25 protein-coding genes, 1 tRNA gene and 1 pseudogene are annotated in these 24,493 nt (G+C 60.2%); 12 read left to right on the top strand and 15 right to left on the bottom strand.

The window, feature by feature from the left end; translation table 11 throughout:
* Window positions 1-7: 7 nt before the first annotated feature.
* From ACYAS9_RS18905 to ACYAS9_RS18915, 3 genes are all read right to left on the bottom strand, one after another.
* Window positions 8-1,660, bottom strand: a complete 1,653-nt coding sequence (locus ACYAS9_RS18905) for an ABC transporter substrate-binding protein (RefSeq protein WP_463569779.1) — start codon at window positions 1,658-1,660, stop codon at window positions 8-10.
* 205 nt (window positions 1,661-1,865) lie between these two features.
* Window positions 1,866-3,272 carry a diguanylate cyclase domain-containing protein gene (locus tag ACYAS9_RS18910; RefSeq protein ID WP_463569780.1) on the bottom strand — a complete coding sequence of 469 codons (1,407 nt, stop codon included), beginning with the start codon at window positions 3,270-3,272 and terminating at the stop codon, window positions 1,866-1,868.
* 98 nt (window positions 3,273-3,370) lie between these two features.
* Complete coding sequence (locus tag ACYAS9_RS18915; RefSeq protein ID WP_463569781.1) at window positions 3,371-4,282, bottom strand: LysR substrate-binding domain-containing protein; 912 nt, start codon at window positions 4,280-4,282, stop codon at window positions 3,371-3,373.
* A 119-nt stretch (window positions 4,283-4,401) separates the two neighbouring features.
* Between ACYAS9_RS18915 and ACYAS9_RS18920 the strand changes: the two genes are divergently transcribed.
* The gene (locus ACYAS9_RS18920; protein WP_463569782.1) at window positions 4,402-5,106 is read left to right on the top strand and encodes an SDR family oxidoreductase; all 705 of its coding nucleotides are present in this window, start codon (window positions 4,402-4,404) and stop codon (window positions 5,104-5,106) included.
* Here the strand turns inward: ACYAS9_RS18920 and ACYAS9_RS18925 are convergent.
* On the bottom strand, window positions 5,090-5,788 hold the full coding sequence (locus tag ACYAS9_RS18925; RefSeq protein ID WP_463569783.1) for a DJ-1/PfpI family protein: 699 nt from the start codon (window positions 5,786-5,788) through the stop codon (window positions 5,090-5,092). The genes ACYAS9_RS18920 and ACYAS9_RS18925 overlap by 17 nt on opposite strands.
* Window positions 5,789-6,053: 265 nt before the next feature.
* Between ACYAS9_RS18925 and ACYAS9_RS18930 the strand changes: the two genes are divergently transcribed.
* Both ACYAS9_RS18930 and ACYAS9_RS18935 read left to right on the top strand, forming a co-directional pair.
* Window positions 6,054-7,499: an ATPase domain-containing protein gene (locus tag ACYAS9_RS18930; RefSeq protein WP_463569784.1), complete on the top strand. Its 1,446-nt coding sequence runs from the start codon at window positions 6,054-6,056 to the stop codon at window positions 7,497-7,499.
* 24 nt (window positions 7,500-7,523) lie between these two features.
* A complete protein-coding gene (locus tag ACYAS9_RS18935; RefSeq protein ID WP_463569785.1) occupies window positions 7,524-7,886 on the top strand; it encodes a response regulator in 363 nt (120 codons plus the stop codon).
* Window positions 7,887-7,894: 8 nt separating this feature from the next.
* Here ACYAS9_RS18935 and ACYAS9_RS18940 read toward each other — a convergent pair whose 3' ends face one another.
* The 4 genes from ACYAS9_RS18940 to ACYAS9_RS18955 form a co-directional block, all read right to left on the bottom strand.
* A complete protein-coding gene (locus tag ACYAS9_RS18940) occupies window positions 7,895-8,416 on the bottom strand; it encodes a cysteine hydrolase family protein (RefSeq protein WP_463569786.1) in 522 nt (173 codons plus the stop codon).
* A gap of 207 nt (window positions 8,417-8,623) precedes the next feature.
* The gene (locus tag ACYAS9_RS18945; protein WP_463569787.1) at window positions 8,624-9,388 is read right to left on the bottom strand and encodes a class I SAM-dependent methyltransferase; all 765 of its coding nucleotides are present in this window, start codon (window positions 9,386-9,388) and stop codon (window positions 8,624-8,626) included.
* Window positions 9,381-9,872 carry a MarR family winged helix-turn-helix transcriptional regulator gene (locus ACYAS9_RS18950; protein WP_463569788.1) on the bottom strand — a complete coding sequence of 164 codons (492 nt, stop codon included), beginning with the start codon at window positions 9,870-9,872 and terminating at the stop codon, window positions 9,381-9,383. The genes ACYAS9_RS18945 and ACYAS9_RS18950 overlap by 8 nt, the downstream gene beginning before the upstream one ends.
* A gap of 20 nt (window positions 9,873-9,892) precedes the next feature.
* A complete protein-coding gene (locus ACYAS9_RS18955; RefSeq protein WP_463570213.1) occupies window positions 9,893-10,384 on the bottom strand; it encodes a DUF2938 domain-containing protein in 492 nt (163 codons plus the stop codon).
* A 91-nt stretch (window positions 10,385-10,475) separates the two neighbouring features.
* Between ACYAS9_RS18955 and ACYAS9_RS18960 the strand changes: the two genes are divergently transcribed.
* Both ACYAS9_RS18960 and ACYAS9_RS18965 read left to right on the top strand, forming a co-directional pair.
* Entirely contained in the window at window positions 10,476-10,913 is a 438-nt protein-coding gene (locus ACYAS9_RS18960) for a helix-turn-helix domain-containing protein (RefSeq protein WP_463569789.1), read from the top strand.
* Window positions 10,910-11,101 (top strand): hypothetical protein, encoded by a 192-nt coding sequence (locus ACYAS9_RS18965; RefSeq protein ID WP_463569790.1) that lies wholly within the window; start codon window positions 10,910-10,912, stop codon window positions 11,099-11,101. Before ACYAS9_RS18960 ends, ACYAS9_RS18965 begins: the two co-directional genes overlap by 4 nt.
* 131 nt (window positions 11,102-11,232) lie before the next feature.
* Here ACYAS9_RS18965 and ACYAS9_RS18970 read toward each other — a convergent pair.
* From ACYAS9_RS18970 to ACYAS9_RS18980, 3 genes and pseudogenes are all read right to left on the bottom strand, one after another.
* A pseudogene (locus ACYAS9_RS18970) lies at window positions 11,233-11,322 on the bottom strand (hydrolase); the annotation flags it as partial.
* A 94-nt stretch (window positions 11,323-11,416) separates the two neighbouring features.
* Window positions 11,417-11,848 carry a hypothetical protein gene (locus ACYAS9_RS18975; RefSeq protein ID WP_463569791.1) on the bottom strand — a complete coding sequence of 144 codons (432 nt, stop codon included), beginning with the start codon at window positions 11,846-11,848 and terminating at the stop codon, window positions 11,417-11,419.
* A complete protein-coding gene (locus tag ACYAS9_RS18980) occupies window positions 11,845-12,129 on the bottom strand; it encodes a hypothetical protein (protein ID WP_463569792.1) in 285 nt (94 codons plus the stop codon). Before ACYAS9_RS18980 ends, ACYAS9_RS18975 begins: the two co-directional genes overlap by 4 nt.
* Before the next feature lie 668 nt (window positions 12,130-12,797).
* Between ACYAS9_RS18980 and ACYAS9_RS18985 the strand changes: the two genes are divergently transcribed.
* The 5 genes from ACYAS9_RS18985 (at window position 12,798) to ACYAS9_RS19005 (ending at window position 18,500) form a co-directional block, all read left to right on the top strand.
* Window positions 12,798-13,781, top strand: coding sequence for a DUF1852 domain-containing protein (locus ACYAS9_RS18985; protein ID WP_463569793.1), 984 nt, complete (start codon window positions 12,798-12,800; stop codon window positions 13,779-13,781).
* Window positions 13,782-13,804: 23 nt separating this feature from the next.
* On the top strand, window positions 13,805-14,839 hold the full coding sequence (locus tag ACYAS9_RS18990; protein WP_463569794.1) for a methionine synthase: 1,035 nt from the start codon (window positions 13,805-13,807) through the stop codon (window positions 14,837-14,839).
* Between the two features lie 25 nt (window positions 14,840-14,864).
* Window positions 14,865-15,644 carry a precorrin-6A synthase (deacetylating) gene (gene cobF, locus ACYAS9_RS18995; RefSeq protein ID WP_463569795.1) on the top strand — a complete coding sequence of 260 codons (780 nt, stop codon included), beginning with the start codon at window positions 14,865-14,867 and terminating at the stop codon, window positions 15,642-15,644.
* Between the two features lie 59 nt (window positions 15,645-15,703).
* Window positions 15,704-16,315: a glutathione S-transferase family protein gene (locus tag ACYAS9_RS19000; protein WP_463569796.1), complete on the top strand. Its 612-nt coding sequence runs from the start codon at window positions 15,704-15,706 to the stop codon at window positions 16,313-16,315.
* A 238-nt stretch (window positions 16,316-16,553) separates the two neighbouring features.
* The gene (locus ACYAS9_RS19005; protein ID WP_463569797.1) at window positions 16,554-18,500 is read left to right on the top strand and encodes a putative bifunctional diguanylate cyclase/phosphodiesterase; all 1,947 of its coding nucleotides are present in this window, start codon (window positions 16,554-16,556) and stop codon (window positions 18,498-18,500) included.
* 275 nt (window positions 18,501-18,775) lie between these two features.
* Here ACYAS9_RS19005 and ACYAS9_RS19010 read toward each other — a convergent pair.
* Window positions 18,776-18,852: transfer RNA gene (locus ACYAS9_RS19010), tRNA-Met, on the bottom strand.
* A gap of 432 nt (window positions 18,853-19,284) precedes the next feature.
* Between ACYAS9_RS19010 and ACYAS9_RS19015 the strand changes: the two genes are divergently transcribed.
* Both ACYAS9_RS19015 and ACYAS9_RS19020 read left to right on the top strand, forming a co-directional pair.
* Window positions 19,285-21,342 carry a methyl-accepting chemotaxis protein gene (locus ACYAS9_RS19015; RefSeq protein ID WP_463569798.1) on the top strand — a complete coding sequence of 686 codons (2,058 nt, stop codon included), beginning with the start codon at window positions 19,285-19,287 and terminating at the stop codon, window positions 21,340-21,342.
* Between the two features lie 85 nt (window positions 21,343-21,427).
* Window positions 21,428-21,775 (top strand): cupin domain-containing protein, encoded by a 348-nt coding sequence (locus tag ACYAS9_RS19020; RefSeq protein ID WP_463569799.1) that lies wholly within the window; start codon window positions 21,428-21,430, stop codon window positions 21,773-21,775.
* Here ACYAS9_RS19020 and ACYAS9_RS19025 read toward each other — a convergent pair.
* From ACYAS9_RS19025 to ACYAS9_RS19035, 3 genes are all read right to left on the bottom strand, one after another.
* Window positions 21,772-22,002: a DUF6429 family protein gene (locus ACYAS9_RS19025; protein ID WP_463569800.1), complete on the bottom strand. Its 231-nt coding sequence runs from the start codon at window positions 22,000-22,002 to the stop codon at window positions 21,772-21,774. The genes ACYAS9_RS19020 and ACYAS9_RS19025 overlap by 4 nt on opposite strands.
* 126 nt (window positions 22,003-22,128) lie before the next feature.
* Window positions 22,129-23,478 carry an MFS transporter gene (locus ACYAS9_RS19030; protein ID WP_463569801.1) on the bottom strand — a complete coding sequence of 450 codons (1,350 nt, stop codon included), beginning with the start codon at window positions 23,476-23,478 and terminating at the stop codon, window positions 22,129-22,131.
* 57 nt (window positions 23,479-23,535) lie between these two features.
* Window positions 23,536-24,474: a 2-hydroxyacid dehydrogenase gene (locus ACYAS9_RS19035; RefSeq protein ID WP_463570214.1), complete on the bottom strand. Its 939-nt coding sequence runs from the start codon at window positions 24,472-24,474 to the stop codon at window positions 23,536-23,538.
* Window positions 24,475-24,493 lie beyond the last annotated feature (19 nt).

A 24,493-nucleotide genomic window follows, 5' to 3' on the forward strand; every position in this document is an offset into this window, starting at 1 on the left:
CACGCCCTTATTTTTTCGCCTGGCTCAACCAGGCGTCGTAGAGGTTGGAAGGCGAGTCGAGCTGAGCCTCGAAGCTCAAGCCGTGCAAGGTGTCTTTGGCCGCGATCTGATAACTGGGCGCAAACAGCGGCACGATGTACGCCTGGTCCACCGCCCGTTGCTGGATCTCATGCAGAATCGTGCGCCTTGCCGCCAGGTCCGAGGTGGCGCGGGCCTTGTCGATCAGGCCGGTGATGACAGGATCCGTCTTGCCCTTCACGCCGCTGTAAAACCCGGTGCTGCCCAACACGTCGCGCAGCGAAAGCGCGGTGTCTGAAGGGTTGAGGGTATTGGGGTAAATGCTCCAGTTGCCCTCAAGACGCTCCTTGTTCCATTGCCCGCCGGTGGTGATGCGCAGGTCCAGATCGAAACCGAGGTTCTTTTTGACGGCCGCCTGAATCGACTGAATCAACAGGTCGCGGTTATCGCGCACAAACGGCTGTGGATAACCGACCTCGATGCGCAGGCGCTGGCCGTCCTTGGTGCGAAAGCCTTCGGCATCGCGGCCGGTCCAGCCGGCCTCATCCAGCAGCGCGTTGGCCTCGGCGACCTTGTTGCCCCATGTGCCGGCCAGCGCCTTGTGGGTGTCGGCGTTGTCCGGGCCGATGTTCGACCAGGCGCGTGGCACGGTGCCCAGGTACAGGCTTTTGACGATCGCATCGACATCGAAGCCGTCACGCAGGGCGCGGCGCACCCGCACATCGGTGGCCACGCCGTGGGTGTAGTTGATGTTCAGGGTGAACGAGGTTTCAGCTGATGGCCCGACCAGGTACTGGAACCCTTCGGCGCCCTTGAACAGGTCGATGTCATTGGGCTGTACGCCCTCGATCAGGTCGACTTGCCCTGACGTCAGGGCCCCGGCGCGCACTGCGTATTCGGGAATGAAGCGATAGGTCACCGCGTCCAGATACGCAGGGCCTTCATGTTTGGCGTAGCCCGGCCCCCAGTTGTAGGCCGGGTTCTTGACGAAGCGTGCGGTCTGGCCGCGCTGGTAGCTGTCGAAAATGAACGGGCCGGTGCCGACCAGCGATTTGCCGCCGGCGCACAGGTCGACATCCGGTGTGAGCGTCTTGGGCGACAGAAAGCCCAGCTTGACGCTCGACAGCGATTCCAGGGTCGCCGAGTCCGGTTGCGACAAGACGATATTCACCTCATGCGGCGAGACGATCTCGGTGCGTGCGTAGTACTCCAGAAATGACGCCGCGATGGCAGTGTTTTTCGGGTCGCGCACGTAATCGAGGTTGGCCTTGACCGCTTCGGCGTCGAACGGCGTGCCGTCGGTAAAGGTCACGCCTTCGCGCAGCACGAAGTTATAGGTCAGGCCGTCAGCGGAAATTTTCCAGCTTTTGGCCAGCCACGGCACAAAACTGCCGTCAGGCTGTTTGCCGACCAGCGAGTCGATGTAATTGCGGATGACGATAAACGCATTCTGCTGGCTCGAACGATGCGGGTCGAAACACACCGGCTCCGTGGTCACCGCCCAGGTGACTTCGCCGCCAGAAGTCGGCGTGGCAGGTGTCTGGCTGGCACTGGCGGTCGCTTTGGGCGGCTGGGCATTGTCACAGCCAGCGAGCAGGGCGCTGGCAACCAGGATGAAGGCGAGGCTTGGGCGAAACGGCATCGGACTTCCCTTACTATGCAAATAGCTGATCTTGCGAAAAACTCTATATGCATTAAGTGAATTACGTCCAAGGCCTTGTAAGTCTATGGTTATAACAAGGGGATGACCTTGCACTCAGGTCGTAGCGGATTGGCAATCACCTGCCGCGCCCTCTCCAAGGCATCCTCATCCTTGCCGGCGTCTGCGCTGTCGACTGAAGCCGGTCCTAACGCTCGCGTCCGGCGTCCATCGCGGCGCTGTACACCCGCCAGGTATTGCGCCCCGCCGATTTGGCCTGGTACAGCGCCACGTCGCTCATGCGCAGCAGCTCGATAGCGCTATTGGCATGTTGCGGGGCCAGCGCGGTGCCGATGCTGGTGCCCAGCAAAACCTGGCGGCCATGCAGGTCGAACGGGCGGTGCAGGGCCTCATTGATCTGCGCACAGAAACGCTCAATGTCCGCCAGCGCTGGCGCGTTGGGCCAGACCATGACGAATTCATCGCCGCCAAAGCGGGCGACCATGGCGTCAACCGGGGTCATGTCGTGCAGCCGCTGGGCCACCTCTTGCAACACCCGGTCACCCGCTGCATGGCCCAGCGTGTCGTTGACCGGTTTGAAACCGTCCAGGTCCAGGCTCAGCACGGCCAGCGGCCGCTGGGTGTCGTGTGCCAGACGGCGGGTCAGAAACTGATCGAGTTGATAGCGATTGGGCAAGCCGGTCAGAAAGTCATGCTCTGACAAATGGCGGATTTCGGCGAACTGCGCATCGAGCTGGCGCGCCGAGGCGATGGCGTGGCGCAGCAACACGGTCAGCACCCCGACCAGCGCCAGCACGCCGGCGATAAACAGCGGCAAGGTCTGGCTGAGCAGGTACATGCCCGGTGTCGGTGGCGTCCAGTTGAGCTGGATGTCCGAGTCGAGCAACGGCATCGACTGCTGCTCCGGCAAGGGTTGTGTCGACACGGTCAGTTCCGGCAGGCCATAGGTTTCACTCAAGCGCGCGAGTTTTTCGTGGCTCAGGATCGAGACAAAGATCATCACCGAAGGCGGCCCCGGGGTTTTCTCGATGGACGGGTCCCAGCCGGGCGTGAGGGTCGAGGCCGCTGCCAGCGCGGCCACGCCGTCGACCTTGAGTGCGCGCACGACGCTGGTGTCGCTGCGGTCAGCCTCGCGCGCCGCCACCAGCAAGGCGTGCAGATCGCCTTGCAGCCAGTCGCTGGCCTGCAGGTCTGCCGCCTTGCCGTCGATTACCGCGTACACCGTCCGGTCCTGCGCATTGACCACCAGCACGCCGTTGTAGCCGTACAGGTCAAACGGAATGTCGCCGACATTGCGCTGATCGTCGGCCCAGACCTTGTCGACTTTGAGGTGCAGGTTTTTATACGCCTCGCCCCATTTGCTGTAGTTGATGATGTTCAGGCCCACTTCATTGCGCACCTGATCGATCGTGCGGGCAATGAACGTGCGCGAGCGCTGCTGCACATCGGCATCCTGGCTCAGGGCGTTCTTGATCAGCAGATAGCCGCCCAGGCCGATCAGCAGCGACAGTGAACAGATGGCCGGCAACAGGCGCCAGATCAGCGGGTGGTTGCGGCGGATAGCAATCCAGCGAGCCAGAGTAGGTTTGAACATGCAGACACCTGAAAAACAGGGGCAAAAATCGGCAGGACTCCTTTCCTTGGCCAGGGCATTCAACCGAGCATCAGCGAGCGGCTAATAGCAGTGAGCTATCATAAACGCCCGCCCATGGAGGAGCCAGCCGTTTGCGCAAGCAGCCATTGCCGCACCTCGTCCAGCGGGGCTTGGCGACGCGCCTTGCGCGGTGCCACAAGATAAAACCCGGTGTCTACGTGCAGCGCCTGATCGGACACGCGGAGCAGACGCCCGGCATCGAGATCGGCCTGCACGAAAAACTCACTGGCCAGCGCCAGGCCCTGGCCTGCGATAGCGGCCTCGATGGCCAGCGAGGTCTGGTTGAAGCGCAGGTTTCGGGGCACCGCCAGCTGCGGTTGCTCAAATACCTGGGCAAGAAACTGCGGCCAGAAGTTATGCCCATCGTGCAGCAGCGTGTAGCGCTGCAGGTTATCCAGGCAGGCCGGGTCGCCCAGGGCCGCCACCCGTGCGGGGCTGGCCACCGCAATGATGTGCTGGTCCATCAGCCACTGCGCCTCGAGTCCCGGCCCGAACGGCGGGCGCCCGTAACGCACGGCCAGGTCCACCGCATCGCTGTGAAAACTCGACAGCCGATCGGTGGCCAGCACGCGCAGGTCGATGTGCGGATGGCGAGCGGTAAAGTCCGGCAGCCGCGGGATCAGCCATTTGGAGGCAAAGGTCGGCGTCACGCTGAGCGTCAGGTGCAAGGGTTCCGGGCGCAGCATCTGCGTGGCGTCGGCGATCAGCTCGAAGGCACGACGGATACTGGCCTGATAGCTGCGCCCGGCGTCGGTCAGGCTCAGGCCGCGCGGCAGGCGCTCGAACAGCTTGATCGCCAGGTGCGTTTCCAGGTTCCTGACCTGTTGCGCGACGGCGCCCTGGGTGACGCCCAGTTCATCGGCGGCCCGGCGAAAGTTCAGGTGACGAGCCACCACCTCGAACACGCGCAAGGCGTTAAGCGGTGGAAGGGGAATGAAATCGTCTGACATGGCTGTAGTTTTTCTACTGGCTCAACGGCGAAAAGCTCACTCTCTACCGCGCAGGCCAGAGTGCTAGGCTGGATTTGTGTTGCCCAGCGGGCATTTTCGGCTATCGAGGAGAAAGATCAATGGCTGTAGAAAAAGTAGCAATCATCACCGCCGGCGGCAGTGGCATGGGCGCCGCAGCGGCCCGGCGTCTGGCGGCCGATGGCTTCAAGGTCGGCATCCTGTCTTCATCGGGCAAGGGTGAAGCGCTGGCCCTTGAACTGGGCGGTGTGGGCGTCACCGGATCGAATCAGTCCAGTGAAGATTTGCAGAGCCTGGTCGACCAGGTGATGGCGCGCTGGGGACGCATCGATGTGCTGGTCAACAGCGCAGGCCACGGGCCGCGTGCGCCGATTCTGGAAATCAGCGACGAAGACTGGCATCGCGGGCTGGACACCTACCTGCTCAATGTCATCCGCCCCAGCCGCCTGGTGACGCCGATCATGCAGCAGCAAAAGGGCGGGGTGATCATCAATATTTCCAGCGCCTGGACCTTCGAGCCCAGCGACCTGTTCCCGACCTCGGCGGTGTTCCGCGCAGGCCTGGCCTCGTTCACCAAGATCTTTGCCGACACCTACGCCAAGGACAACGTGCGCATCAATAACGTCCTGCCGGGCTGGATCGACAGCCTGCCGGCCACCGACCAACGCCGCGACAGCGTGCCCTTGCAGCGTTATGGCACCCGCGAAGAAGTCGCCGCCACCATCGCTTTTCTGGCCAGCGACGGCGCGGCTTACATCACCGCGCAGAACATCCGCGTCGACGGCGGCATCACTCGTTCGGTGTAAGGTTGGCGGCGGCCCTGACGGTCGCCTCAAGCCTGCGCGCGATAAACGGCGCAATCTGCTCGCGGGTTCTGGCCAGCAATGCCTCGGGCGCGACCTTGGGTGAACCGGCGGCATACGGCGGCTCGGGGTCGTATTCCATCTGCAATTGAATGGACTGCGCGACCTCGGTGCCGGCCAGAATCTCGACCAGCTGCAACGCAAAGTCGATGCCCGAGGTCACGCCGGCACCGGTCAGACGATTGCGGTCACGCACCACTCGCTCATCCACAGGCAGCGCACCCAGCAACGCCAGCTGGTCGATCGACGACCAGTGGCTGGTGGCGCGATAGCCTTTCAGCAAGCCTGCCGCGCCCAGCACCAGAGAGCCTGTGCACACCGAGGTGATCCACGGGCAGGTCCGGGCGACCTGGCGCAGAAAATCCAGAGTCTGCCGGTCTTCCATCAAGGCGATCTGTCCCGGACCACCGGGCACGCAGATCACCTGCAGTGGCGGGCAGTCGTCAAAACGGGTGGTCGGCACAATGCGCAGGCCGCGATCCGACGCCACCGGCTCAAGGTCCTTCCACAGCAGATGGACCTGAGCCCCAGGCAGCCGACTGAACACTTCGGCGGGGCCGGTCAGGTCGAGTTGGGTGAGGTCGGGAAACAGCACCAGGCCAATATGGATCGTCGGTAACGTCATGCAGCAATCTCCTTGAAGGTCGCCAGTAATCTACTCGTGTTTACCAGCGCGAAACTTTTGCATCATTCTGTTGTTATAGTGCTTTGCGTGTTTACAAGTCGTTTATCAATTCGTTTAACCAGATAAGACGCAAGACAAAAATGTCCGGCCGGGATTTCAGGTGCGAATCAGGGTTGAGAAGCACTTGTAACAGGGCCAGAATGCGCATTTTGTGCGTGCGTCGAATTATCGTGTTAACGCTGCCGGAACCGGGGGAAATTTGATCTTGAACCAGCTAAAACGCCTTCAGAGCGGAGTCGAAGGACTTGATGAGCTGCTGAAGGGAGGTTTCGTTTCAGGATCCTCCTACATCATTCAAGGACGCCCAGGCTCGGGGAAAACCATTCTGGCCAACCAGATCGGTTTCAATCACGTGCGCGATGGCGGCCGGGTGCTGTTCGCGACCTTGCTGGCCGAACCCCACGAACGGCTGTTTCAATTCCTGTCGACGCTGAGCTTTTTCGACAAGACCCGCATCGGTGAAGAGATCCAGTTCATCAGCGCCTTCGACACCATGGAAAACGAAGGCCTGGACGAAGTGGTCAAGCTGCTGCGCCGGGAAATTTCCCGCCAGAAGTCCACGGTGATGATCCTCGACGGGCTGCTCAATGCCCGCTCCAAGGCCGACTCGCCGCTGAACACCAAGCGCTTCATCTCCGACCTGCAAGGCCACGCCGCCTTTGCCGGCTGCACGGTGTTCTTCCTCACCAGTTCCCAGCTCGATGACGGCAGCCCGGAACACACCATGGTCGATGGTGTGCTGGAACTGGGTGAAGAGCTGGTCGGTACGCGCCAGGTGCGCCGCATCAAGATGCGCAAGACCCGTGGCAGCGCCGCGCTGTCGGGCAGCCATGAGTGCGAGATCACTGACGACGGCATGGTTATCTACCCGCGCCTGGAAAGCACCATCACCCATTCGCCAATGCGCGACAGTGCAGAAATCTCGATCATCCCCAGCGGTATTCCCTCGCTCGATCCGTTTATCAGCGGCGGCCTGATGTCGTCTTCGGTGTCGCTGATCATGGGGCCATCCGGGTCGGGCAAGACCTCGTTCGGGGTCAACTTTCTGTCCGCGTCGACGGTTGAAGACCCAGGACTGCATTTCGGCTTCTACGAATCGCCTCAGCGCCTGCGCCTGAAAGCCAAGGCCTTGGGGTTTGCTTTCGAGCCGATGGAAGAGTCCGGCGCGCTGACCCTGCTGTGGCGTTCACCGACCACCGAGAAAATCGACAAGCTGGCACTTGAACTGCTGCGTCTGGTCGAGCAGAAATCGATTAAACGCGTGTTTATCGACAGCCTCGGCGGCATGGCCAGAACCGCGGCCGACAAATCGCGAATTCTTGATCTGTACACCGCCCTGATGGGTGAGCTGCGCAGCCGAAACGTCACTGTTCTGGCCTCCTGGGAGGTGCGCAGCATCCTTGGCGAGGTGGTCGACGCACCGGCGTCCGACCTGTCCGGCATCGTTGATAACCTGCTGCTGGTCCGGTTCGCTGAAACAGACTCTGAACTTAAACGGCACCTGTCCATCCTTAAAGTCAGGGACAGTAATTATGATCCTGCCCTTCTAGAGCTCGTGATAGGTCATCAGGGCATCGGCGTTCGCAAGGCTTTTTCTCATGTATCCGACGACGAAAGTGGCGCAATTGCTCAACCGTCATCCCGCTCATGACTTGTCGCGGGGGGTGGGCTTGATATGAGCACGATTCTGATCGTCGATGACGAATACCTGATCGCCGAGATCCTCAGCTTCGCGCTGGAGGATGAAGGCTACCTCACCGTTACGGCCGGCAGCGGGCAGAAGGCATTGAGTGTTCTGGACCGTGAGCGGCCGCAGTTGATCATCACCGACTACATGATGCCGGGCATGAATGGCATCGAGTTTGCGGAAGCGGCACGGGCCAACAAACAGTTCGAGAGCGTGCCCATCATCCTGATGAGCGGCGCCCAGGCCCATCTGGGCGTTTCACGCCCGGACCTGTTTGTGGCCGTGTACGAAAAGCCGTTCGAGATCGAAGTCATGGTCCGCAACGTCAAGCGGCTGCTCAGCGGGGCCTGAGCCCGGGCTCAGGCAAACTGCCAGTCGCGCGCCGGTACCACCCGGCAAAAGGCGCCGGCCAGGGTCGCATTGTGATGCGCAACGATGCGCTCGGCACTCAATAGCGCCGTGTCGCAGCTGCTATGACCTTCCTCGATCAACACCGCGTCCAGTCCCAGATCACGCGCCGCCCGGCAAGTGCTGTCCACGCAGTACTGGGTTTTCAGGCCGACGATCACGACCCCTTGCACGTCATGCGCCTTGAGGCTGGCGACCAGACCGGTTCCGGCAAAAGCGCTGGGGCGGGTTTTCTCGAACACGGTTTCGTTGCCAGCCAGCTGCAACTCATCGATCAGCCGCGTCAACGGACTGCCCGGTTCAATCGGCGAACCCGGTGGGCCAACGTGGCGGGCCAGAAACACCGGCGCGCCGGCCTGCTGCGCCTTGCCCAGCAGCTCGTTGATCGTGGCCAGTAACTGTTCGCTGCGCCAGATCGGCTCCGGGCCATGAAACAGGCCGGCCTGCATATCCAGAATCAACAGTGCGTGCATTTCGCGTTTCCTTGCTTGAAAGCCGGCGACGCGGGCAATAAAAAGGCCCCGTCATCGCTGGCGGGGCCTTGGGGTCATCGTGTAGTTACTGACTCACGACACCGCACGCGACCCGCCTGAGGCGGTCGTGGTTGTGGTGGTCGAGGTCAGCGGCAAAAAAGTCATGGCCCCGAGACTACCGCGCCAGACACGCGATGGCAAATGGCTCTAGGCATTAATCCTGCCCACGCGCATATTGATCGGCCAAACCACCGGCCGCTTGCTTTCAGGGTCGCCCCAACGTGCGGCAAGGTCTTCGGCAAAGCGTTGCAGTAACGCCTCGTGACCCGCTTCACGGGCCTGACGCACCGCCGACCAGGTCGACACATAACCGAGAAAGGCCGGCAGATTCCACGCCAGGCGAATCTGCAACGGTGGCGCGCTCAACGGCTCGAACGGAAAATCCAGCGTCGCATAACCGCTGTCCACCAGCTTGCGTTCGGCCGGCCAGAACGGGCCAATCTCCTTCCAGTAAAACTGCTGAAAACGATCATCGAGTTCATCGTCGAGATTCAGCACGCCATAACTGATCAAGGCCAGCACTGCACCCGGCGCTGCAATGCGCCGCGCCTCGTTGTAGAACGCCGGCAGGTCGAACCAGTGTGCGGCCTGTGCGGCGGTGATCAGGCTGGCGCTGCCATCGGCCACCGGCATGCGCTCGGCCGGGGCGCATTGATAGAGCAGGTTGCCGCGTGAGCTGACGTGCTCGATCTGATCGGCGCTGGGATCAAGCCCCAGCACCTGGGTGAAATGCGCCGCCAAGGGTTCGCTCAGTTGTCCGGTGCCGCAACCGACATCCACCGCCAGCGCCATCGTGGGCGCAATCGAGGCCAGCCATTCAGCAAGCTTTGGCGGGTATTCGGGGCGAAAGCGTGCATAGGCCTGGCCGCCCTGATCGAACCAGTTCTTGGGAGAATTCGGGGTTTCACTCATTGACGCTGTCTCCTGACGGCAGGCGAAGCTTGGCGTCGGACAGACGCCTGGAAAAATCATGCTGGTGCAAGGCACTGGCCGCGTCTTGCAGCGCCCGACGCAGCGGGTGGCCAATCTCTTCTTCGAGCGTCTCGATGGCTGCAAAGGTCGCTCGCCAATGTTCCTCCAGGCGCTCGACCAGTGCTTTACCGGCCTCGGTCAGGTGCAGGCGGCTCTTGCGCCCATCCTCGGCGCGGTAACGGCAGATCAGGCCATCGCCCTCCATCTGCGCCACCGCCTGGCTGATCGCCCCTTGGGTCAAGTGCGTGCTGGCGGTGATCTCGGTCACCGTTGCCGCGCCGGCCTGCATCGCGCGCAGCACCGGCGTATAGCGCGCCCGATAGTTGAGGTTCATTTGCGCGTAGTGCGCTTCGGCGCCGTGGTCCACCAGCTCGCCGACATAGCGCAGCAGTTCGCCCAGGCCTGGATGTGTTTGTTTGGTCATGCAGCAAAATTACATTAGCGCTAATGTAAATTGCAAGCGGCTATTGCCAGGGCACTCACATACAGCCCCATTCCAAACACCGCATGAGTGACCACGCTCATCAGGCAATTGCGCAGCGGCGTGGGCGTGTTGCGCGACGCAAGCCCCGCGCCCATGCACGGCTGAATCACCAGCAGCGGAACGCTCACCGTGACAATGCCCAGCATCATGGCCGGCAACAGGCTGGGGTTCAGCGCCCAATCATTGCCAGCCACGGCCAGCAATAGCCCGGCAAAGGCGATGCCGGTCAGGTAATGCAGCAGCCAGCCCAAGGCCAGTTCGCCCTGAATCGGCTCGGCGTGTGCAATCGCCCGATGGACCACTTTGCCGCGCAACACGTGCCCGGCCCAGCGGCCGATAAAGGCAAAATTCAGGGTCTTGCGGCCCAGCCGTTTCAGCAGCATCAACCAGAGATCCATGACCAGCGTCGCGCCGATGCCAATGCCCGTTACCAGCATGATTGTGTGTGTCAGTTGCGTCATAAGTGCCCCGTCGGATTGACCTGTGAATGCTTTCAGGCCAGCCTGCATGCTCAAGTGGACTTGAGGTCAAGGGGGCAGGGCGATGGATATTTCCGAAGTGGTAAAGCGTTCTAGGCTGCCGGCGTCGACGCTGCGCTTTTATGAAGAAAAGGGCCTGATTGCATCGCTCGGCCAGCAAGGCGAACGACGCCGCTTTGCGCCGCACGTCATTGAGCAACTGGCGGTGATCAGCCTTGGCCAGTCAGCCGGTTTCAGCCTCGATGAAATCCGCCAGATGTTCACCGCTGACGGCCAGTTGAACATCGACCGGCAGTTGCTCCTGAGCAAGGCCGACGAACTGGACGCAACCATCCGCAAGCTCAAGGCCATGAGCAACGGCTTGCGCCATGCCGCCGTTTGCCCCGCGCCCGACCATGGCCAATGCCCGACCTTTCAGCGCCTGCTCAAGGCCGCCGCGCAGGGGACGCAAACGCGCGGACTGCGCAAGGTACAACCCGGAACAGGACGCGTGCGCGCATGAGTGGTGACATTGGTGACCTGGGCGATGGACTGCTCGACCTGCTCGACATCAGCCCCTCCCGATGGAACTCCAGCCGGCCGCTTTGGCGGCGCGTCTGCAGTTTCATCTGGCGGCTGGTGTGGTGCGTGCTGTTTCTGGTCATGAGCGTGGCGCTGATCGTGGCGGTGGTGTCGTGGGCGCTTGAATAACTGTCTTTTACGGCTTGCAAATCAGTCAAGGGCGACACGGTCAATTTTGGCAGGGCGCTTACAGAACGCCGTGAGCCCCTGAAAATTTACGACGGTTAACCCGGCCGGGCATCCCGGTGAATGCGCTGACCTTACTGGTCCTTTTGCGCGGTCAACGCCGCATACCCATTCACCAAATTACGGTAGTTCGGAATCCGCTGCGACAGCAGGTTGCCCAAACCTTACATGGGTAAAGATTAATGATTGGCCATGAACGGATAAATCGGCTGGAATGGTTTGACTGTCCACTCTGGGTGGACAGTCAAGCCGTGTTACCTAGCGAGGCCCCTTATCAATCTGCTCACGTATTTCTTCTAGCGTCTTACCCTTGGTATCCACGTTCATCCCCGACGCCTGCAATCGGGTGATTTCATCATCGCCCAGACCCAGGCAGCGCAAATCATGTTTCCACTGCAAAGCGCGTTGCCGAGCCGTTTGCCGGGCATTCGGTCCCTTGGCGTGCAGGCACACATCGCACCTGTCCTCAGGGTACGGCCGGCTTTCCCAGGTGCCCGGCCGCCGATACTCGTACCGCCCGCACTCACAACGACACAGCCACAGCGTGGCTTTCCCTGAGCGGCTTGGGCGATGCCAGGCAATCGCCGTCATCTTCCCGCGCTGCTTGCCGGTGTAGTCGGTGGCGTGATCGGGGCGTGCTGAAATGCGCGGCTTGTGATCGAAGGTGATTCGCTTGCCTGGCTGATTCATGCGCGCCCCCATGGGTTGCCGACCCCTATGAAGATGCGTTGCACCTTGCCGTTCTTGACGGTATGCCCGTGAATGAAGTCGTCGCTTGAGGTGACCGCGCGGATCTCGATCACAGCGTCATCGCAGCCGATGAGTACGCAAGCGCACTCGGCATCGACAGCGGTCGGAAAAGGGCCGAGCAACGGCTGTGACACCTTGGGATGGACGACAAAAAACAGGTCGATGGTGTTTTTCGGGCAAGCCGATTCCGTTGGCGCCAGTGCGCCATTTTGATTTTTCATGAGGGTTATAGCTCCCAAGTCATAAGAGCCATCGTTGTCTGCCGCCAAGCAGAAAAGGGTGGCGAGTTGCACAAGATTGGCGGACCGGCGACTTAGGAAACCGGCGCACCCGAAGGTGCTCTTGCGCAACCCGCCATAAAGCAAAGCTGCAGGCACAAAAAAAGCGCCTGAAACCGCAATGGGGGCGCTGTTGCGCCATAAGTCGTTCGACCCGCCAAGGTCGTGGTCAGCAATGTGACGGGGTGGACCATACCCGGCATCGTGAGGGTGTGCAACTGGTGGCAGGATACCGGCAAGGCTACACCGCCGTGTCCACCAGACTGTGGGTGTCGCGCATGGCTTGCAGGGTTTCAAGATGACGAATATCGATCATGGTCATGAATAAAATTTGAGTTGAAGTATCAAGATTGATTCGTCTAACCATAGATCAACTGTCGACAAGGGAGGCAGTAGATAAATCCATCGAGCTCAGTGATCATGAGCGTGACTAATAGTTTATTGAAATCAATTCGTTTTAATCAATCGGTCACCCGGCCTACACTGCGTACTGTATTTCACCGCTGGCCTCATGGAACGGCCAAGTGGAAAAAACCACATGCAGGGCAACACTGAAAAAAAGGCAATAAGTCAATTCAGCGTTGTCCCGAAAAGCACGGTGTCAGATCACGATGAACAACGAATTCACATTTGCTATCAAGAGCATTTGTTTTGACGAGAATTACCACCCCTCGGGCAATACGCGCATCACCACTAATTTTGCCAATCTGGCCAGAGGGGAGAACCGTCAGGAAAACTTGCGCAATACCTTGAAGATGATTGAAAACCGTTTCAACGGGCTGGCGCAGTGGGACAACCCCAAGGCTGATCGTTATGCCGTCGAACTGAACATCATTTCCGCTGAAATGCAGATGGGGACTGAAGAGAGTGCCCCGGTCATCCCGTTGATCGAGATGTTGAAAATAACGACGGTCGATCTAAACACCCATCAGCGCCTGAATGGCATCGTAGGGAACAATTTTTCCTCTTACGTGCGAGATTATGATTTCAGTGTGCTGTTGCGGGAGCACACCGAAAACCAGTCCGGGTCTGGCGCGCCGGAGGATTTTGGAACGTTGCACGGCAAGCTGTTCAAGTGCTTCATTAATTCAAACGCCTACAAAGCGCATTTCGAAAAGCCGCCGGTTATCTGTTTGAGTGTTTCGAGCACCCGGACTTACCACCGCACCGATAATCGGCACCCTGTCCTGGGGGTTGAATACCAGCAGGATGAATACTCGTTGACGGATGACTATTTCAGGAAAATGGGGTTGCAGGTTCGCTACTTTATGCCCCCGAACAGCGCGGCCCCTCTGGCTTTTTATTTTTCAGGCGATTTGCTGGGTGATTACACCAACCTTGAACTTATCGGCACCATCAGCACGATGGACACGTTCCAGAAAATTTACCGGCCGGAAATTTACAACGCCAATTCCACAGCGGGAACAACCTACCAGCCCAGTTTGAAACACCAGGATTATTCATTGACGCGCATTATTTATGATCGAGAAGAGCGCAGCCGGCTGGCGATTGAACAAGGGCGATTTGCCGAGGAACAGTTCATCAAGCCTTACCAGGCTCTGCTTGAGCAGTGGTCCGCCAACTGCGCATTTTGATAAGTTAAAGAAGGTTATATTTCATGAAAAAACTGTTGCCCACTTCGACCGCTGGCAGCTTGCCCAAACCCGCTTGGCTTGCACAACCTGAAACCCTGTGGTCCCCCTGGAAATTGCAAGGCGAAGAACTGATTGAAGGCAAGCAGGACGCCTTGCGTTTGTCATTGCAAGAACAGCAACTGGCAGGTATCGATATCGTCAGTGACGGTGAGCAAACTCGCCAGCATTTTGTCACTACGTTTATCGAGCACCTCGACGGCGTCGATTTCGAAAAGCGAGAGACCGTCAGAATTCGTGACCGCTATGACGCGAGCGTGCCAACGGTCGTGGGGTCTGTGGCGCGTCCAAAGTCCGTGTTTGTCGAAGACGCCCGATTTTTACGCCAGCACACCCAACAACCTATCAAGTGGGCCCTGCCAGGCCCCATGACGATGATTGATACGCTCTACGATGCCCACTATAAAAGCCGTGAAAAACTGGCGTGGGAATTTGCCAAAATTCTCAATCAAGAGGCTAGAGAGCTGGAGGCTGCCGGGGTTGATATCATTCAATTCGATGAGCCTGCCTTCAATGTGTTTTTTGACGAGGTGAATGACTGGGGGGTTGCCACCCTGGAAAGAGCAATCGAAGGCCTTAACTGCGAAACGGCGGTGCATATTTGCTACGGTTACGGCATCAAGGCCAATACCGACTGGAAGAAGACGCTGGGCTCGGAGTGGCGGCAATACGAAGAGGCCTTTCCCAGACTGCAAAAATCCAGCATCGATATCGTCTCTCTGGAATGCCACAACTCGCACGTTCCCATGGACCTGATCGAGCTTATTCGGGGTAAAAAAGTGATGGTCGGGGCCATTGACGTGGCAAGCCATGCCATTGAAACCCCGGAGGAAGTCGCCAACACCCTGAGAAAAGCACTTCAGTTCGTCGATGCCGACAAACTCTATCCCTGCACCAATTGCGGCATGGCACCTTTGCCTCGTCGAGTGGCCAGCGGCAAGCTGAAGGCACTGAGTGCCGGCGCAGACATCGTGCGCAGAGAGCTTTCGAGCGGGCGCTGAGTCACGTTCGGAAGTGGCGTACGCGATGAAAAAAATCCTGATCATCGGCATTGGCGCAGGCAATCCCGAATACATCACTGTCCAGGCTGTGAATGCACTCAATCAAGTCGACGTGTTTTTTCTGATGGACAAGGGCCTGAGCAAGGAAAAGCTCAACCTCCTGCGACAGGAAATCTGCGAGCGCTACATCACGGATCGCGATTACCGGATGGTCGAAGCATTGAGCCCGGAACGCCGTCGCGATGGCGGCGGTTATCTGGAGGCTGTGGCTGATCTGAATAGCGAAAAACAGATCACCTTCGAACGTCTGATCACTGAAGAAATGAACGACGGTGAATGCGGGGCGTTTCTGGTCTGGGGCGATCCTTCTCTCTATGACAGCACCATCCGGATACTCGACGCTATCATCCGGGGCGGTAAACATGCGCTGTCCTATGACGTGATTCCCGGTATCACCAGTGTCCAGGCGCTGACTGCGCAACATAAAATCCCGCTGAACAACATCGGTCGATCCCTCGAAATCACCACCGGTCGGTGCCTGGCTGAAGGTTTTCCCAACAACGTCGACAGTGTGGTGGTGATGCTCGACGCCGAAAACACTTACACATCGTTTGCCGATCAGGACCTGGATATTTTCTGGGGAGCCTACCTCGGAACGCCTGATGAAATATTGATTGCCGGCAAGCTTAAAGACGTTGCAGATGAGATTGAGCGTGTTCGTAAGGCCGCACGAGAAGCGAATGGCTGGATCATGGACACCTACCTGCTCAAGCGAAGCGTTCGCGATGAGCCGCAGGTGCAATGACCGCTTCTCAGTCGTGCCGCCAGGAAATAGGATTGACCGCCTGGTGAAGGAGAGACCCTATGAAGCTGATTGGTATGCTGGATTCCCCCTATGTCCGCCGTGTGGCCATTTCGCTCGATCTGATGGGCGTCCCGTTCGAGCATGTCGCACTGTCGGTATTCAGTACGTTCGAGGCATTCTCCGCGATCAACCCGGCGGTGAAAGCACCCAGCCTGGTGCTGGATGACGGCACTGTGTTGATGGAGTCGACCCTGATCATCGACTACTTCGAGGCGTTGAGCCCTCCTGATAAAAAACTGATGCCACAGCAGGCCATACCCCTGGCCGCTTCGTTGCGCACGTTAGGGCTGGCGTTGGCGGCCTGCGAGAAGGCCGTGCAGATCGTTTACGAGTACAAATTGCGGCCTGAGGAAAAACGTCACCAGCCATGGCTGGAGCGGATAACCGGGCAATTGCTGGCAGCCTGTCGCGAGTGGGAAGCGCAACTGGTGCGCAGCCAGCCCGCCGTGCAAGACAAGCCGGATCAGGCCGACATCACCAGTGCGGTCGCCTGGTCGTTCATTCAGTTGATGGTCGCCGATGTCGTCAGGGCAGATGATTTTCAGGCGTTGCAGGCTCATGCCGCACGCCTGGAAGGGACTGAGTGGTTCAAGCGCTATCCGCAGATTTGAAAGTGGGCGGATAAACCCCCTGATAACAAGAAAGCCCGCACAAGGCGCTTGCCTCGCTTGCAACTATTACGACTGGCTGATGGAACGCAGTCAAATTGCCACTAGTCGTATGCATTGCAGTAACCGAGGGATCGGCCGACACGGTCCTGTGAAAGCAGTGTTTAGCCCTGCTCGGTCCTGACCGGAAAAGATAATCCGTTCGGTTATCTATCCGGTTGTATTTTCAGAGCGTTGCCTGATGAAGAAAACACTGCTCGGCGTGCGAGCGTTGATGTCCGTGCCCAAGGACAATCCGGGCCTGGTCAAGGCGCAATACATCGCGCTGTCTCGCCAATTGCCCATGATGTATTTCATCCTGCTGATCAATACCCTGATGCTGGCGGGCACCCACTTTGCGGTCGCGCCGCGCTGGCTGGTGGTGTACTGCCCGTTGATCATGACGTTGTTCGGCGTGATTCGTGCGGCGCAATGGATAAGCACGCGCGGGCGGACGCGCAACCCGGCGCAGATGCTGACGGCGCTGAAGCGCACCAATATGCTTGCGCCGTTTGTCGCCGTGGCGTTCACCGCCTGGTCGCTGGCGCTGTTTCCCTATGGCGACAGCTATACCCAGGCGCATGTCGCCTTTTATATGGCGATCACCGTCATCGGCTGCATTTTTTGCATGATGCACCTGCTGCCAGCAGCCCTGGCCACTACGGCAGTGGTCAACTCGGCGTTCGTGGTGTTCTTCGCGTCCACCAACATCATTACCTTTATTGCCACAGCGCTGGACATCCTGCTGGTGTCCATCGGCATGCTGATCATTCTCAAGGCGCAGTACGCCGACTTCACCCGGCTGGTGAACATGCAGGCGCATACGGCAAAGCTCAGCGAGGAAAACCTTCACCTGGCCAATCAGGACAGCCTGACCGGGCTTGCCAATCGGCGGCAATTCTTTTCCCGCCTCGATACGCTGCTGTCCCGCGCCCGTGAGCAGGAGATTCGCCTGGCCGTGGGGCTGATCGACCTGGATGGCTTCAAGCCGGTCAACGATCTGTATGGCCACAGCATTGGTGACAAGCTGCTCTATCAGGTTGGCCAGCGCCTGACCGGGCTGCTCGACGAAAATGTGCACCTGGCCAGGCTGGGGGGAGACGAGTTCGGCCTGATCATCACTCAGGCTATGAGCGACGACTCGTTGCGGACGTTTGGCGAAAGAATCTGTGCCAGCCTGCGCGAGCCGTTTCTGCTGGTGGACATCCCTATTCAGATCAGTGCGTCACTGGGCATCGCGACCTTCCCGGATCAGGCATCCTGCGCCACGCAAGTGTATGAATACGCCGACTATGCCCTGTACCAGAGCAAGCGCCACCGCTGCGGCACGGTCTGCCTGTTCAGCGCAGCCCATCGCCAGCAGCTCAACCGCGAAGGGTTGACCGAGCAGGCCCTGCGCAGGGCCGATCTGGAGAGTGAGTTTCACGTGGTGTTCCAGCCCATCGTGGATATCCACAGCGAGCAAACCGTCGCGTTCGAGGCGCTGGCGCGTTGGGAAAGCCCGGAGTTGGGTAACGTGCCGCCCAGTGATTTCATCCCGATTGCCGAGCGCGTCGGCATGGTCAATCGCCTTACCGTGCCGCTGCTCAGCAAGGCGCTGGACGTGGCGGCGAGCTGGCCTGCGGGTATCCGCCTGTCATTCAACCTGTCCGCCCATGACTGTGGTTCGCAGGACGCCGCCCAGCAGATCGTCGAGCTGATCAAGAGCAGCCGTTTCGACCCGGCCTGTCTCGATCTGGAAATCACCGAAACTGCGGCCATCCAGGACCTGCCGCAGACCCAGCGAGCGATCAGCCGGTTTCGCGAACTGGGCTGCGGCATTTCCCTCGACGACTTCGGCACCGGCTATTCCAGCTTGAGCCAGATCCACGCGCTGTCACTGACCAAACTGAAGGTGGACCGCACCTTCGTCACCAATATCCATCTCGACCCGGCCAGCTTCAAGATCGTCAAGTCGCTGATTGCCCTGTGCCAGGACATGCAGTTGGAATGTATCGTCGAAGGCGTGGAAACCGCCGCAGAACTCGGCGCCCTGAAAAGCCTCGGTTGCGTCAGGGCCCAGGGCTACCTGTTCTCCAGACCCATGCGCGCCACTGACATCGGCGCCTGGCTTGAAGGCGAGCAACAGGTCAAGGTGCAGGCGGTTTGATCCGCCTGTAGGGCAGGCGCAACTGGCGCGCCTTCTTGGTGGCCATCGGGTCTTCATGGCGGCTCCCACGACTTCTGGTCATTGGGTTTTACGCGAACATACAGACCTGCTGTGTCCAGCGGGCGACGCTTGATTTTTGAACGCATGCGCAGCGGCATATACGGCGGGGATGTATGAGGGAAGACAATTAGATACAGCCAGAAACAAGAAAGCCCGCACTAGGCGGGCTTCTCGTTTTGCTTACAGACTTCGTTGGAAATCTCTAAGCAGGTACTTGGTGGCTACACAGGGACTTGAACCCCGGACCCCAGCATTATGAATGCTATGCTCTAACCAACTGAGCTATGTAGCCAAGTGGCGCGCATTATTCCCTCGGAATGACATGTCGTCAAGCATTTATTTTAAAAAATATCTCTACACGATCAACCGCTTAGCAACAGCCCCGCAAAACCCGCGTCTGCTTTGTTCCCACTGCTGTTTCTTCCAGTGACGCTAGCATTACCGTTGCGCACAAAAATGGTGCGATTTTATGACCCGCAACAGGGCATCTGGCTATCACCGTGGCGCTTTATCGATACGGTCCACTTCTTGCTAGCTCAATGCCATGACGTTGGCCGATGGGTTCGTGTCGCTTACAGGACGCACATCACGCTTTTTCAGGGAAGGCCGCGCGACGAACCACATCGGAAACATTTTCGTGGCATTTTGCCGTTTACCTTTGTAGCAAGCAGATGCCCAGGTCGGTGCAAGCCGGCAGTCGGGTGTTCACGCGCAGGAGTGAGACATGAACAGCCTGTTGTCGCCGGGTATGCGTCTATTGGGACGTTTTGGTTTTGCGCGCAAGTTTCAGCTGTTGTTCCTGCTGTTCATGCTGCCGCTGGTGGGCAGCTTGTGGATGATTGGTGTGGAGTACCGCGCCAAGCTGGCGGTGATTGCCGGTGAGCAGTCGGGTGTGCGCCAGTTGCTGGCGCTCGATGATCTGGACCGCGAGCTGTCGGCGCAGCGTGACCGTGCGGCGCGCTGGAAGGCCATCGACATTCTGCGCGAACCGACGCCGGAGGCGCGTGAGGTGATGAGCCAGATCGATGCCGCCGTGCCGCGCATCAATCAGGCGCTGCAAGGCGTGGGTGCTGCGCTGGACAGCGAAAAGGCCGGTGCCGACACTCAGTCGCGCTACAAGACCCTGCAAGCTTCGGTGAAGGGTCTGGACAGCGAGTCTCTGCGCAGCGTGGGCTGGTGGCCCGACGGTTATGATCGCTTCACCTCGGCGATCAGCCATCTGCAAGCCTTGCGCGACCAGATCGCCATGGACACCGGCCTGATCCTCGACCCGTGGCTGGAAACCTATTTGCTGATGCAACTGGCGACCCAACAGACGCCTGAGCTGATCGAGCGTATCGGCCGCATGGCCAGCATCGGCCAGACCTCGGTGGTCACCGGCCAGTTCAGCCTGCAAAGCCGTTTGCAGATGCGCGACCTGCGCAGCCGCATCGATGATGCCCGTGAGCAGATGCTCAAGACCGCAGGTTCGCTGCAAACCCGCCTGCCGCCGGAAATGCAAGGCTGGGCCAACCGTTACGCGGCCAGCATGCAGGTACTCAATGAAGAGCTGAAGGTCCTCGACGACGGCGTGTTTGGCGGCACCATCAAGCTCAAGCCGGCTGACTTCGAGCGCAGTGTCGACCGTTTGCTCGGCGATATGGCCACGCTGCGCAATGAATCGTTGAAATCGCTGAATGAGCGGCTGGATTACTACCACAGCAAGTCCAATCGCGAATTCATCCCGGTGGGCGTGACCATTGGTGTGCTGCTGCTCGCCGCCCTGTACCTGTTCGCCTGTTTGCAGGCGTCGATCCGCCGCAGCGCCAGCGGCATCACCACGCTGGCTGAATCGCTGCGTGACGGCAATCTGTGCGTCGAGGTTTCGGTGCAGGGCCGCGATGAACTGGCGGCCATCAGTCAGGCGCTGAACGTGGCGGTGGTGCAACTGCGCACCAGCCTGCTGGGGGTCAATCACGAAACCCTGCAACTGGGCTCGGCGGTGCAGACGCTCAATACCCAGTCCAACGACACGCTGTACGAGGTTGAAGAACAGCAACAGCAGATCAGCCAGATTGCCGCGGCGGCCACGCAACTGGCGGCGACCTCGCAAGGTGTGGCCAAGAGCTGCGAGCAGGCGTCCGACAGCGCGCGGCAAACCCGCAAGATCGCTGAAGAAAGCAGCCGCGACAGCCAGCGCACCACCGACAGCATCCAGCAACTCAACCGCCGCCTGACCGACACCGCCGAGGCGTTGGGTCGGGTCAGCGAGCAGGGCCAGCAGATCCAGTCGGTGGTCGATGCCATTCGCGGCATTGCCGAACAGACCAACCTGCTGGCGCTCAACGCCGCCATCGAAGCGGCGCGTGCCGGCGAGCAGGGCCGGGGCTTTGCCGTGGTGGCTGACGAAGTGCGCAGCCTGTCGCAACGCACCCAGGCGTCCACCGCGCAAATCGCCAGCACGGTCGACAGCCTGCGCTCCACCGTCACCCAGGCGGTCAGCCTGATGGAAGCCGCCTGCGGCCAGGCGGTCAACGATGCGCAATCGGTGACCGGGCTGGGCGTCCGCCTGGGTGAAATCGCCTCGGCGGTGCAAGGCGTGACCGACACCCTGGCGCAGATCCTGACCGCTGTGGAAGAGCAGGCCACCACCGCCGATGAGGTCAGCGGCAATATCCAGCAGGTCGATCAGGCGGCCGGGCGCTTGCTGGACGGCGCGCGTGCGGTGAATCAGGCGGCGGACACCCTGAGCAAGGGCAGCCGCGCGCTGAACGACAACACGGCGCGGTTTCATTTGAATTGAGGCCGGGGCGGGTGGCGCAGAATGCTTTGGCGGCGTAAGGTCGAGCCGCTAAAGACGATGCGCCACCTACGGAATCTTCAACCCGATGAGCACACCCGCCAACCTGTTCACGCCCTTACCCGATGCCCGCCAGACAGAGGTTTTCACCGACCTGCTTGCAAGACCTGGCTGCCGCATCGAGCGCATTGTTTCCTTCGGCCAGACCACAGCCGCCGACCGGCCTTATCGCCAGCCGCATGAGGAATGGGTTGTGGTCCTGAGCGGTGCCGCACGCATCCTGATGGAGGGTCACGAAACCGCCCTGGCCCCGGGCGATCACCTGCTGATTCCGGCCGGCCGAGAACACCGCGTGACCTTCACCGACCCGACCCGGCCCACCGTATGGCTGGCGATCCATCTCGGTGAGGCAGATATCAATCCTGTTGGCGCCTAATCAGGCTTGCAGAACATCTCGTGGAACAGGCGCTTAGAACGTTCAAGACCTTGCGGGGTAAGTGCGACGGACTTGGCCTTGCCGATCGGGTTGCAGATCATGCCCTTTTCATGCAGGCGATCAGTGGCCTGCCAGTCATGGTTTTTCCAGGCACGGTTCTCGTCGTGCAGGCTCAGGTAGAGAAGGGCAAGGACGGTGTCGTCGATCTTGTCTTCATCGATTTTCATGGTCGTTACTCCTTTGTCATGGCACATGGAGTCGATGATTATGCCTAACAAGCTTCGCGGCTAAAGCAACTTCTACGGGTGTTCTCCGTTGTGGCTTTAGCCGCGAAAGAAGCACCGCAATAATGGCTACTTGCGAATCACCACCCGCTCAAACCGCCCGGCCAGCACGGTGTAGGCAAAGATCGCTACCAGCCCATGGGCTGCCACGAACCACAGCGCCGAGTTGAACGAGCCGGTGGTGGCCACGAAGTAGCCGATCACCACCGGTGTGATAATCCCTGCGGTATTGCCGATGCCGTTGAACACGCCGCCGCTCAGGCCGACCATGCCTTGCGGCGCGGTGTCCGACAGCACGGCCCAGCCGACCGCTGCCAGGCCCTTGCCGAAGAAGGCCAGTGCCATCAGCGCGATGACCATCCAGTTGGCGTCCACATAGTTGGCCGACACCAGGGTGGCCGCCAACGCCATGCCGATCACGAACGGTGTCTTGCGTGCCCGTGACGGGTGTACGCCGCGACGGATCAGCCAGTCCGAGACCACGCCGCCCAGCACGCCGCCGGAAAAGCCGCAGATCGCCGGCAATGCCGCGACCCAGCCGGCTTCCATGATGGTCATGCCGCGGCCCTTGATCAGGTAGATCGGAAACCAGGTGATGAAAAAGTAGGTCAGCGCGGTGATGCAGTACTGGCCCAGGTACACGCCCCACAAGGTGCGGCTGGTGAACAGTTGCGCGACTTCACGCCACTGGGTCTTGGGTTTTTCACTCTTGCGCTGCGCTTCCAGGTCGACCAGTGCGCCGCCTTCACGCAGGTAATCCATTTCCGCTTTGCCAAGACGTGGGTGGCTGACCGGGTCGTGGTACAGCGCGAACCAGAAGAAGGTCGCGACGATGCCCAGTCCGCCCATCCACAGGAACACATGCTCCCAGCCCATGCTGTGGGTCAGCCAGGCCATCAGCGGCGCGAACACCACCACGGCCATGTACTGCGCCGAGTTGAACAGCGCCGAGGCGGTGCCGCGTTCCTTGGTCGGAAACCAGCTGGACACGATGCGGTTGTTGGCCGGGAAGGCCGGCGACTCCACCAGCCCGAGCATGAAACGCATGCCGAACAGCGCCACGGCGGCGGTGGAACCGACCAGGCCGATCCAGCCCACCGTGCCTTGCAGCATGGTGAACACCGACCACAAAAACAGGCTGCAACCGTAGACCCGGCGTGCGCCGAAGCGGTCGAGCAACCAGCCGCCGGGAATCTGCCCCAGCGCGTAGGCCCAGGCGAAGGCCGAAAAGATCATGCCGAGCATCATCGGGTCCAGGCCCAGTTCCTTGACCACCTCGGTGCCGGCAATCGACATGGTGGCGCGGTCGGCATAGTTAAGAACGGTGACGACAAAAATCAGTGCCAGGATCACGAAACGATGGCGACCGACACGAGCCTCGGTCACTGCCGCTTCCATGGGCGCAGTTTTGCTATTCATGGTGCTCTCCGCTGGCCCTCGATGGGGCCAATGTTGTTCTTGGAAGGAGAAAGCGAATCAGGCCGGAATGGCCACCTTGCGTTGCGGTTCTGCGAAGCAGGCCTGCAAGTGCGACAGGACGATCTCGCCCATGGCCAGGCGCGTCTGCTCGGTGGCGCTGGCGCGGTGCGGTTGCAACACCACGTTGTCCAGGGCGCGCAGGGCTTCAGGCACATGGGGTTCGTTGGCGAACACATCCAGCCCGGCGCCGGCGATGGTGCCGGTCTGCAAGGCGGCAATCAGCGCGTCCTCATCGACCAGCTTGCCGCGCGCCACGTTGATGAAATAACCCTGCGGCCCCAGCGCCTCCAGCACCGGCGCGGTGATGATCGCCCGGCCCTGATCGGCGGAGGCGGCCAGCACCAGCGCATCGCTGTTGCGCGCCAGTTCCAGCAGGTCGGCGAAGAAGCGGTAGCCGGTCTGCGGCTGCTCGCGCAAATCGTTGTACTGAATGCTCATGCCGAAAGCCTGCGCACGGCGGGCAATCGCATGGCCGACCTGGCCCAGGCCGACGATGCCGATGCGCGTGCCGCTGACCTTGCGCGCCAGCGGCTGATTGACCTTGCCCCACTGACCTGTGCGCACGATGCGCTCGCCGACGGCCAGGTCACGCAGGGTCATGATCAGCAAACCCATGGCCATGTCGGCCACGTCATCGGTCAACACGCCGGGCGTGGTGGTGACGCGCACGCCGCGTTCGGCCGCGTGGTCGAGGTCTACTGCATCGGTGCCGATGCCGCTGATGGCGATGATCTGCAGATTGGGCAGGCGGTCCATCAGCGCATTGGACAAACCCTTGGCACCGCCGGTGACCACGCCGCGAATACGCGGGCCGACGGCATTGAGCAGCGCATCCTGATCGTCGGCCTGGTACAGGCGGTGGACGTTGTAGCTGTGCAGCAGACGCGCGTCGATGGGCGCCGGGACGGGTTGGGTCAGCAGGATATCTTGGGTCATCGTCATCGCCTTTTCCTGA

This window comes from Pseudomonas sp. HP_08 (genome assembly GCF_055284095.1).

Bases quoted from the DNA above. Each gene is read 5' to 3' on its own strand.
- ACYAS9_RS18905 (WP_463569779.1), bottom strand. From the start codon at position 1,660: ATGCCGTTTCGCCCAAGCCTCGCCTTCATCCTGGTTGCCAGCGCCCTG.
- ACYAS9_RS18910 (WP_463569780.1), bottom strand. From the start codon at position 3,272: ATGTTCAAACCTACTCTGGCTCGCTGGATTGCTATCCGCCGCAACCAC.
- ACYAS9_RS18915 (WP_463569781.1), bottom strand. From the start codon at position 4,282: ATGTCAGACGATTTCATTCCCCTTCCACCGCTTAACGCCTTGCGCGTG.
- ACYAS9_RS18920 (WP_463569782.1), top strand. From the start codon at position 4,402: ATGGCTGTAGAAAAAGTAGCAATCATCACCGCCGGCGGCAGTGGCATG.
- ACYAS9_RS18925 (WP_463569783.1), bottom strand. From the start codon at position 5,788: ATGACGTTACCGACGATCCATATTGGCCTGGTGCTGTTTCCCGACCTC.
- ACYAS9_RS18935 (WP_463569785.1), top strand. From the start codon at position 7,524: ATGAGCACGATTCTGATCGTCGATGACGAATACCTGATCGCCGAGATC.
- ACYAS9_RS18940 (WP_463569786.1), bottom strand. From the start codon at position 8,416: ATGCACGCACTGTTGATTCTGGATATGCAGGCCGGCCTGTTTCATGGC.
- ACYAS9_RS18945 (WP_463569787.1), bottom strand. From the start codon at position 9,388: ATGAGTGAAACCCCGAATTCTCCCAAGAACTGGTTCGATCAGGGCGGC.
- ACYAS9_RS18950 (WP_463569788.1), bottom strand. From the start codon at position 9,872: ATGACCAAACAAACACATCCAGGCCTGGGCGAACTGCTGCGCTATGTC.
- ACYAS9_RS18960 (WP_463569789.1), top strand. From the start codon at position 10,476: ATGGATATTTCCGAAGTGGTAAAGCGTTCTAGGCTGCCGGCGTCGACG.
- ACYAS9_RS18965 (WP_463569790.1), top strand. From the start codon at position 10,910: ATGAGTGGTGACATTGGTGACCTGGGCGATGGACTGCTCGACCTGCTC.
- ACYAS9_RS18975 (WP_463569791.1), bottom strand. From the start codon at position 11,848: ATGAATCAGCCAGGCAAGCGAATCACCTTCGATCACAAGCCGCGCATT.
- ACYAS9_RS18980 (WP_463569792.1), bottom strand. From the start codon at position 12,129: ATGAAAAATCAAAATGGCGCACTGGCGCCAACGGAATCGGCTTGCCCG.
- ACYAS9_RS18985 (WP_463569793.1), top strand. From the start codon at position 12,798: ATGAACAACGAATTCACATTTGCTATCAAGAGCATTTGTTTTGACGAG.
- ACYAS9_RS18990 (WP_463569794.1), top strand. From the start codon at position 13,805: ATGAAAAAACTGTTGCCCACTTCGACCGCTGGCAGCTTGCCCAAACCC.
- cobF (WP_463569795.1), top strand. From the start codon at position 14,865: ATGAAAAAAATCCTGATCATCGGCATTGGCGCAGGCAATCCCGAATAC.
- ACYAS9_RS19000 (WP_463569796.1), top strand. From the start codon at position 15,704: ATGAAGCTGATTGGTATGCTGGATTCCCCCTATGTCCGCCGTGTGGCC.
- ACYAS9_RS19005 (WP_463569797.1), top strand. From the start codon at position 16,554: ATGAAGAAAACACTGCTCGGCGTGCGAGCGTTGATGTCCGTGCCCAAG.
- ACYAS9_RS19015 (WP_463569798.1), top strand. From the start codon at position 19,285: ATGAACAGCCTGTTGTCGCCGGGTATGCGTCTATTGGGACGTTTTGGT.
- ACYAS9_RS19020 (WP_463569799.1), top strand. From the start codon at position 21,428: ATGAGCACACCCGCCAACCTGTTCACGCCCTTACCCGATGCCCGCCAG.
- ACYAS9_RS19025 (WP_463569800.1), bottom strand. From the start codon at position 22,002: ATGAAAATCGATGAAGACAAGATCGACGACACCGTCCTTGCCCTTCTC.
- ACYAS9_RS19030 (WP_463569801.1), bottom strand. From the start codon at position 23,478: ATGAATAGCAAAACTGCGCCCATGGAAGCGGCAGTGACCGAGGCTCGT.
- ACYAS9_RS19035 (WP_463570214.1), bottom strand. From the start codon at position 24,474: ATGACCCAAGATATCCTGCTGACCCAACCCGTCCCGGCGCCCATCGAC.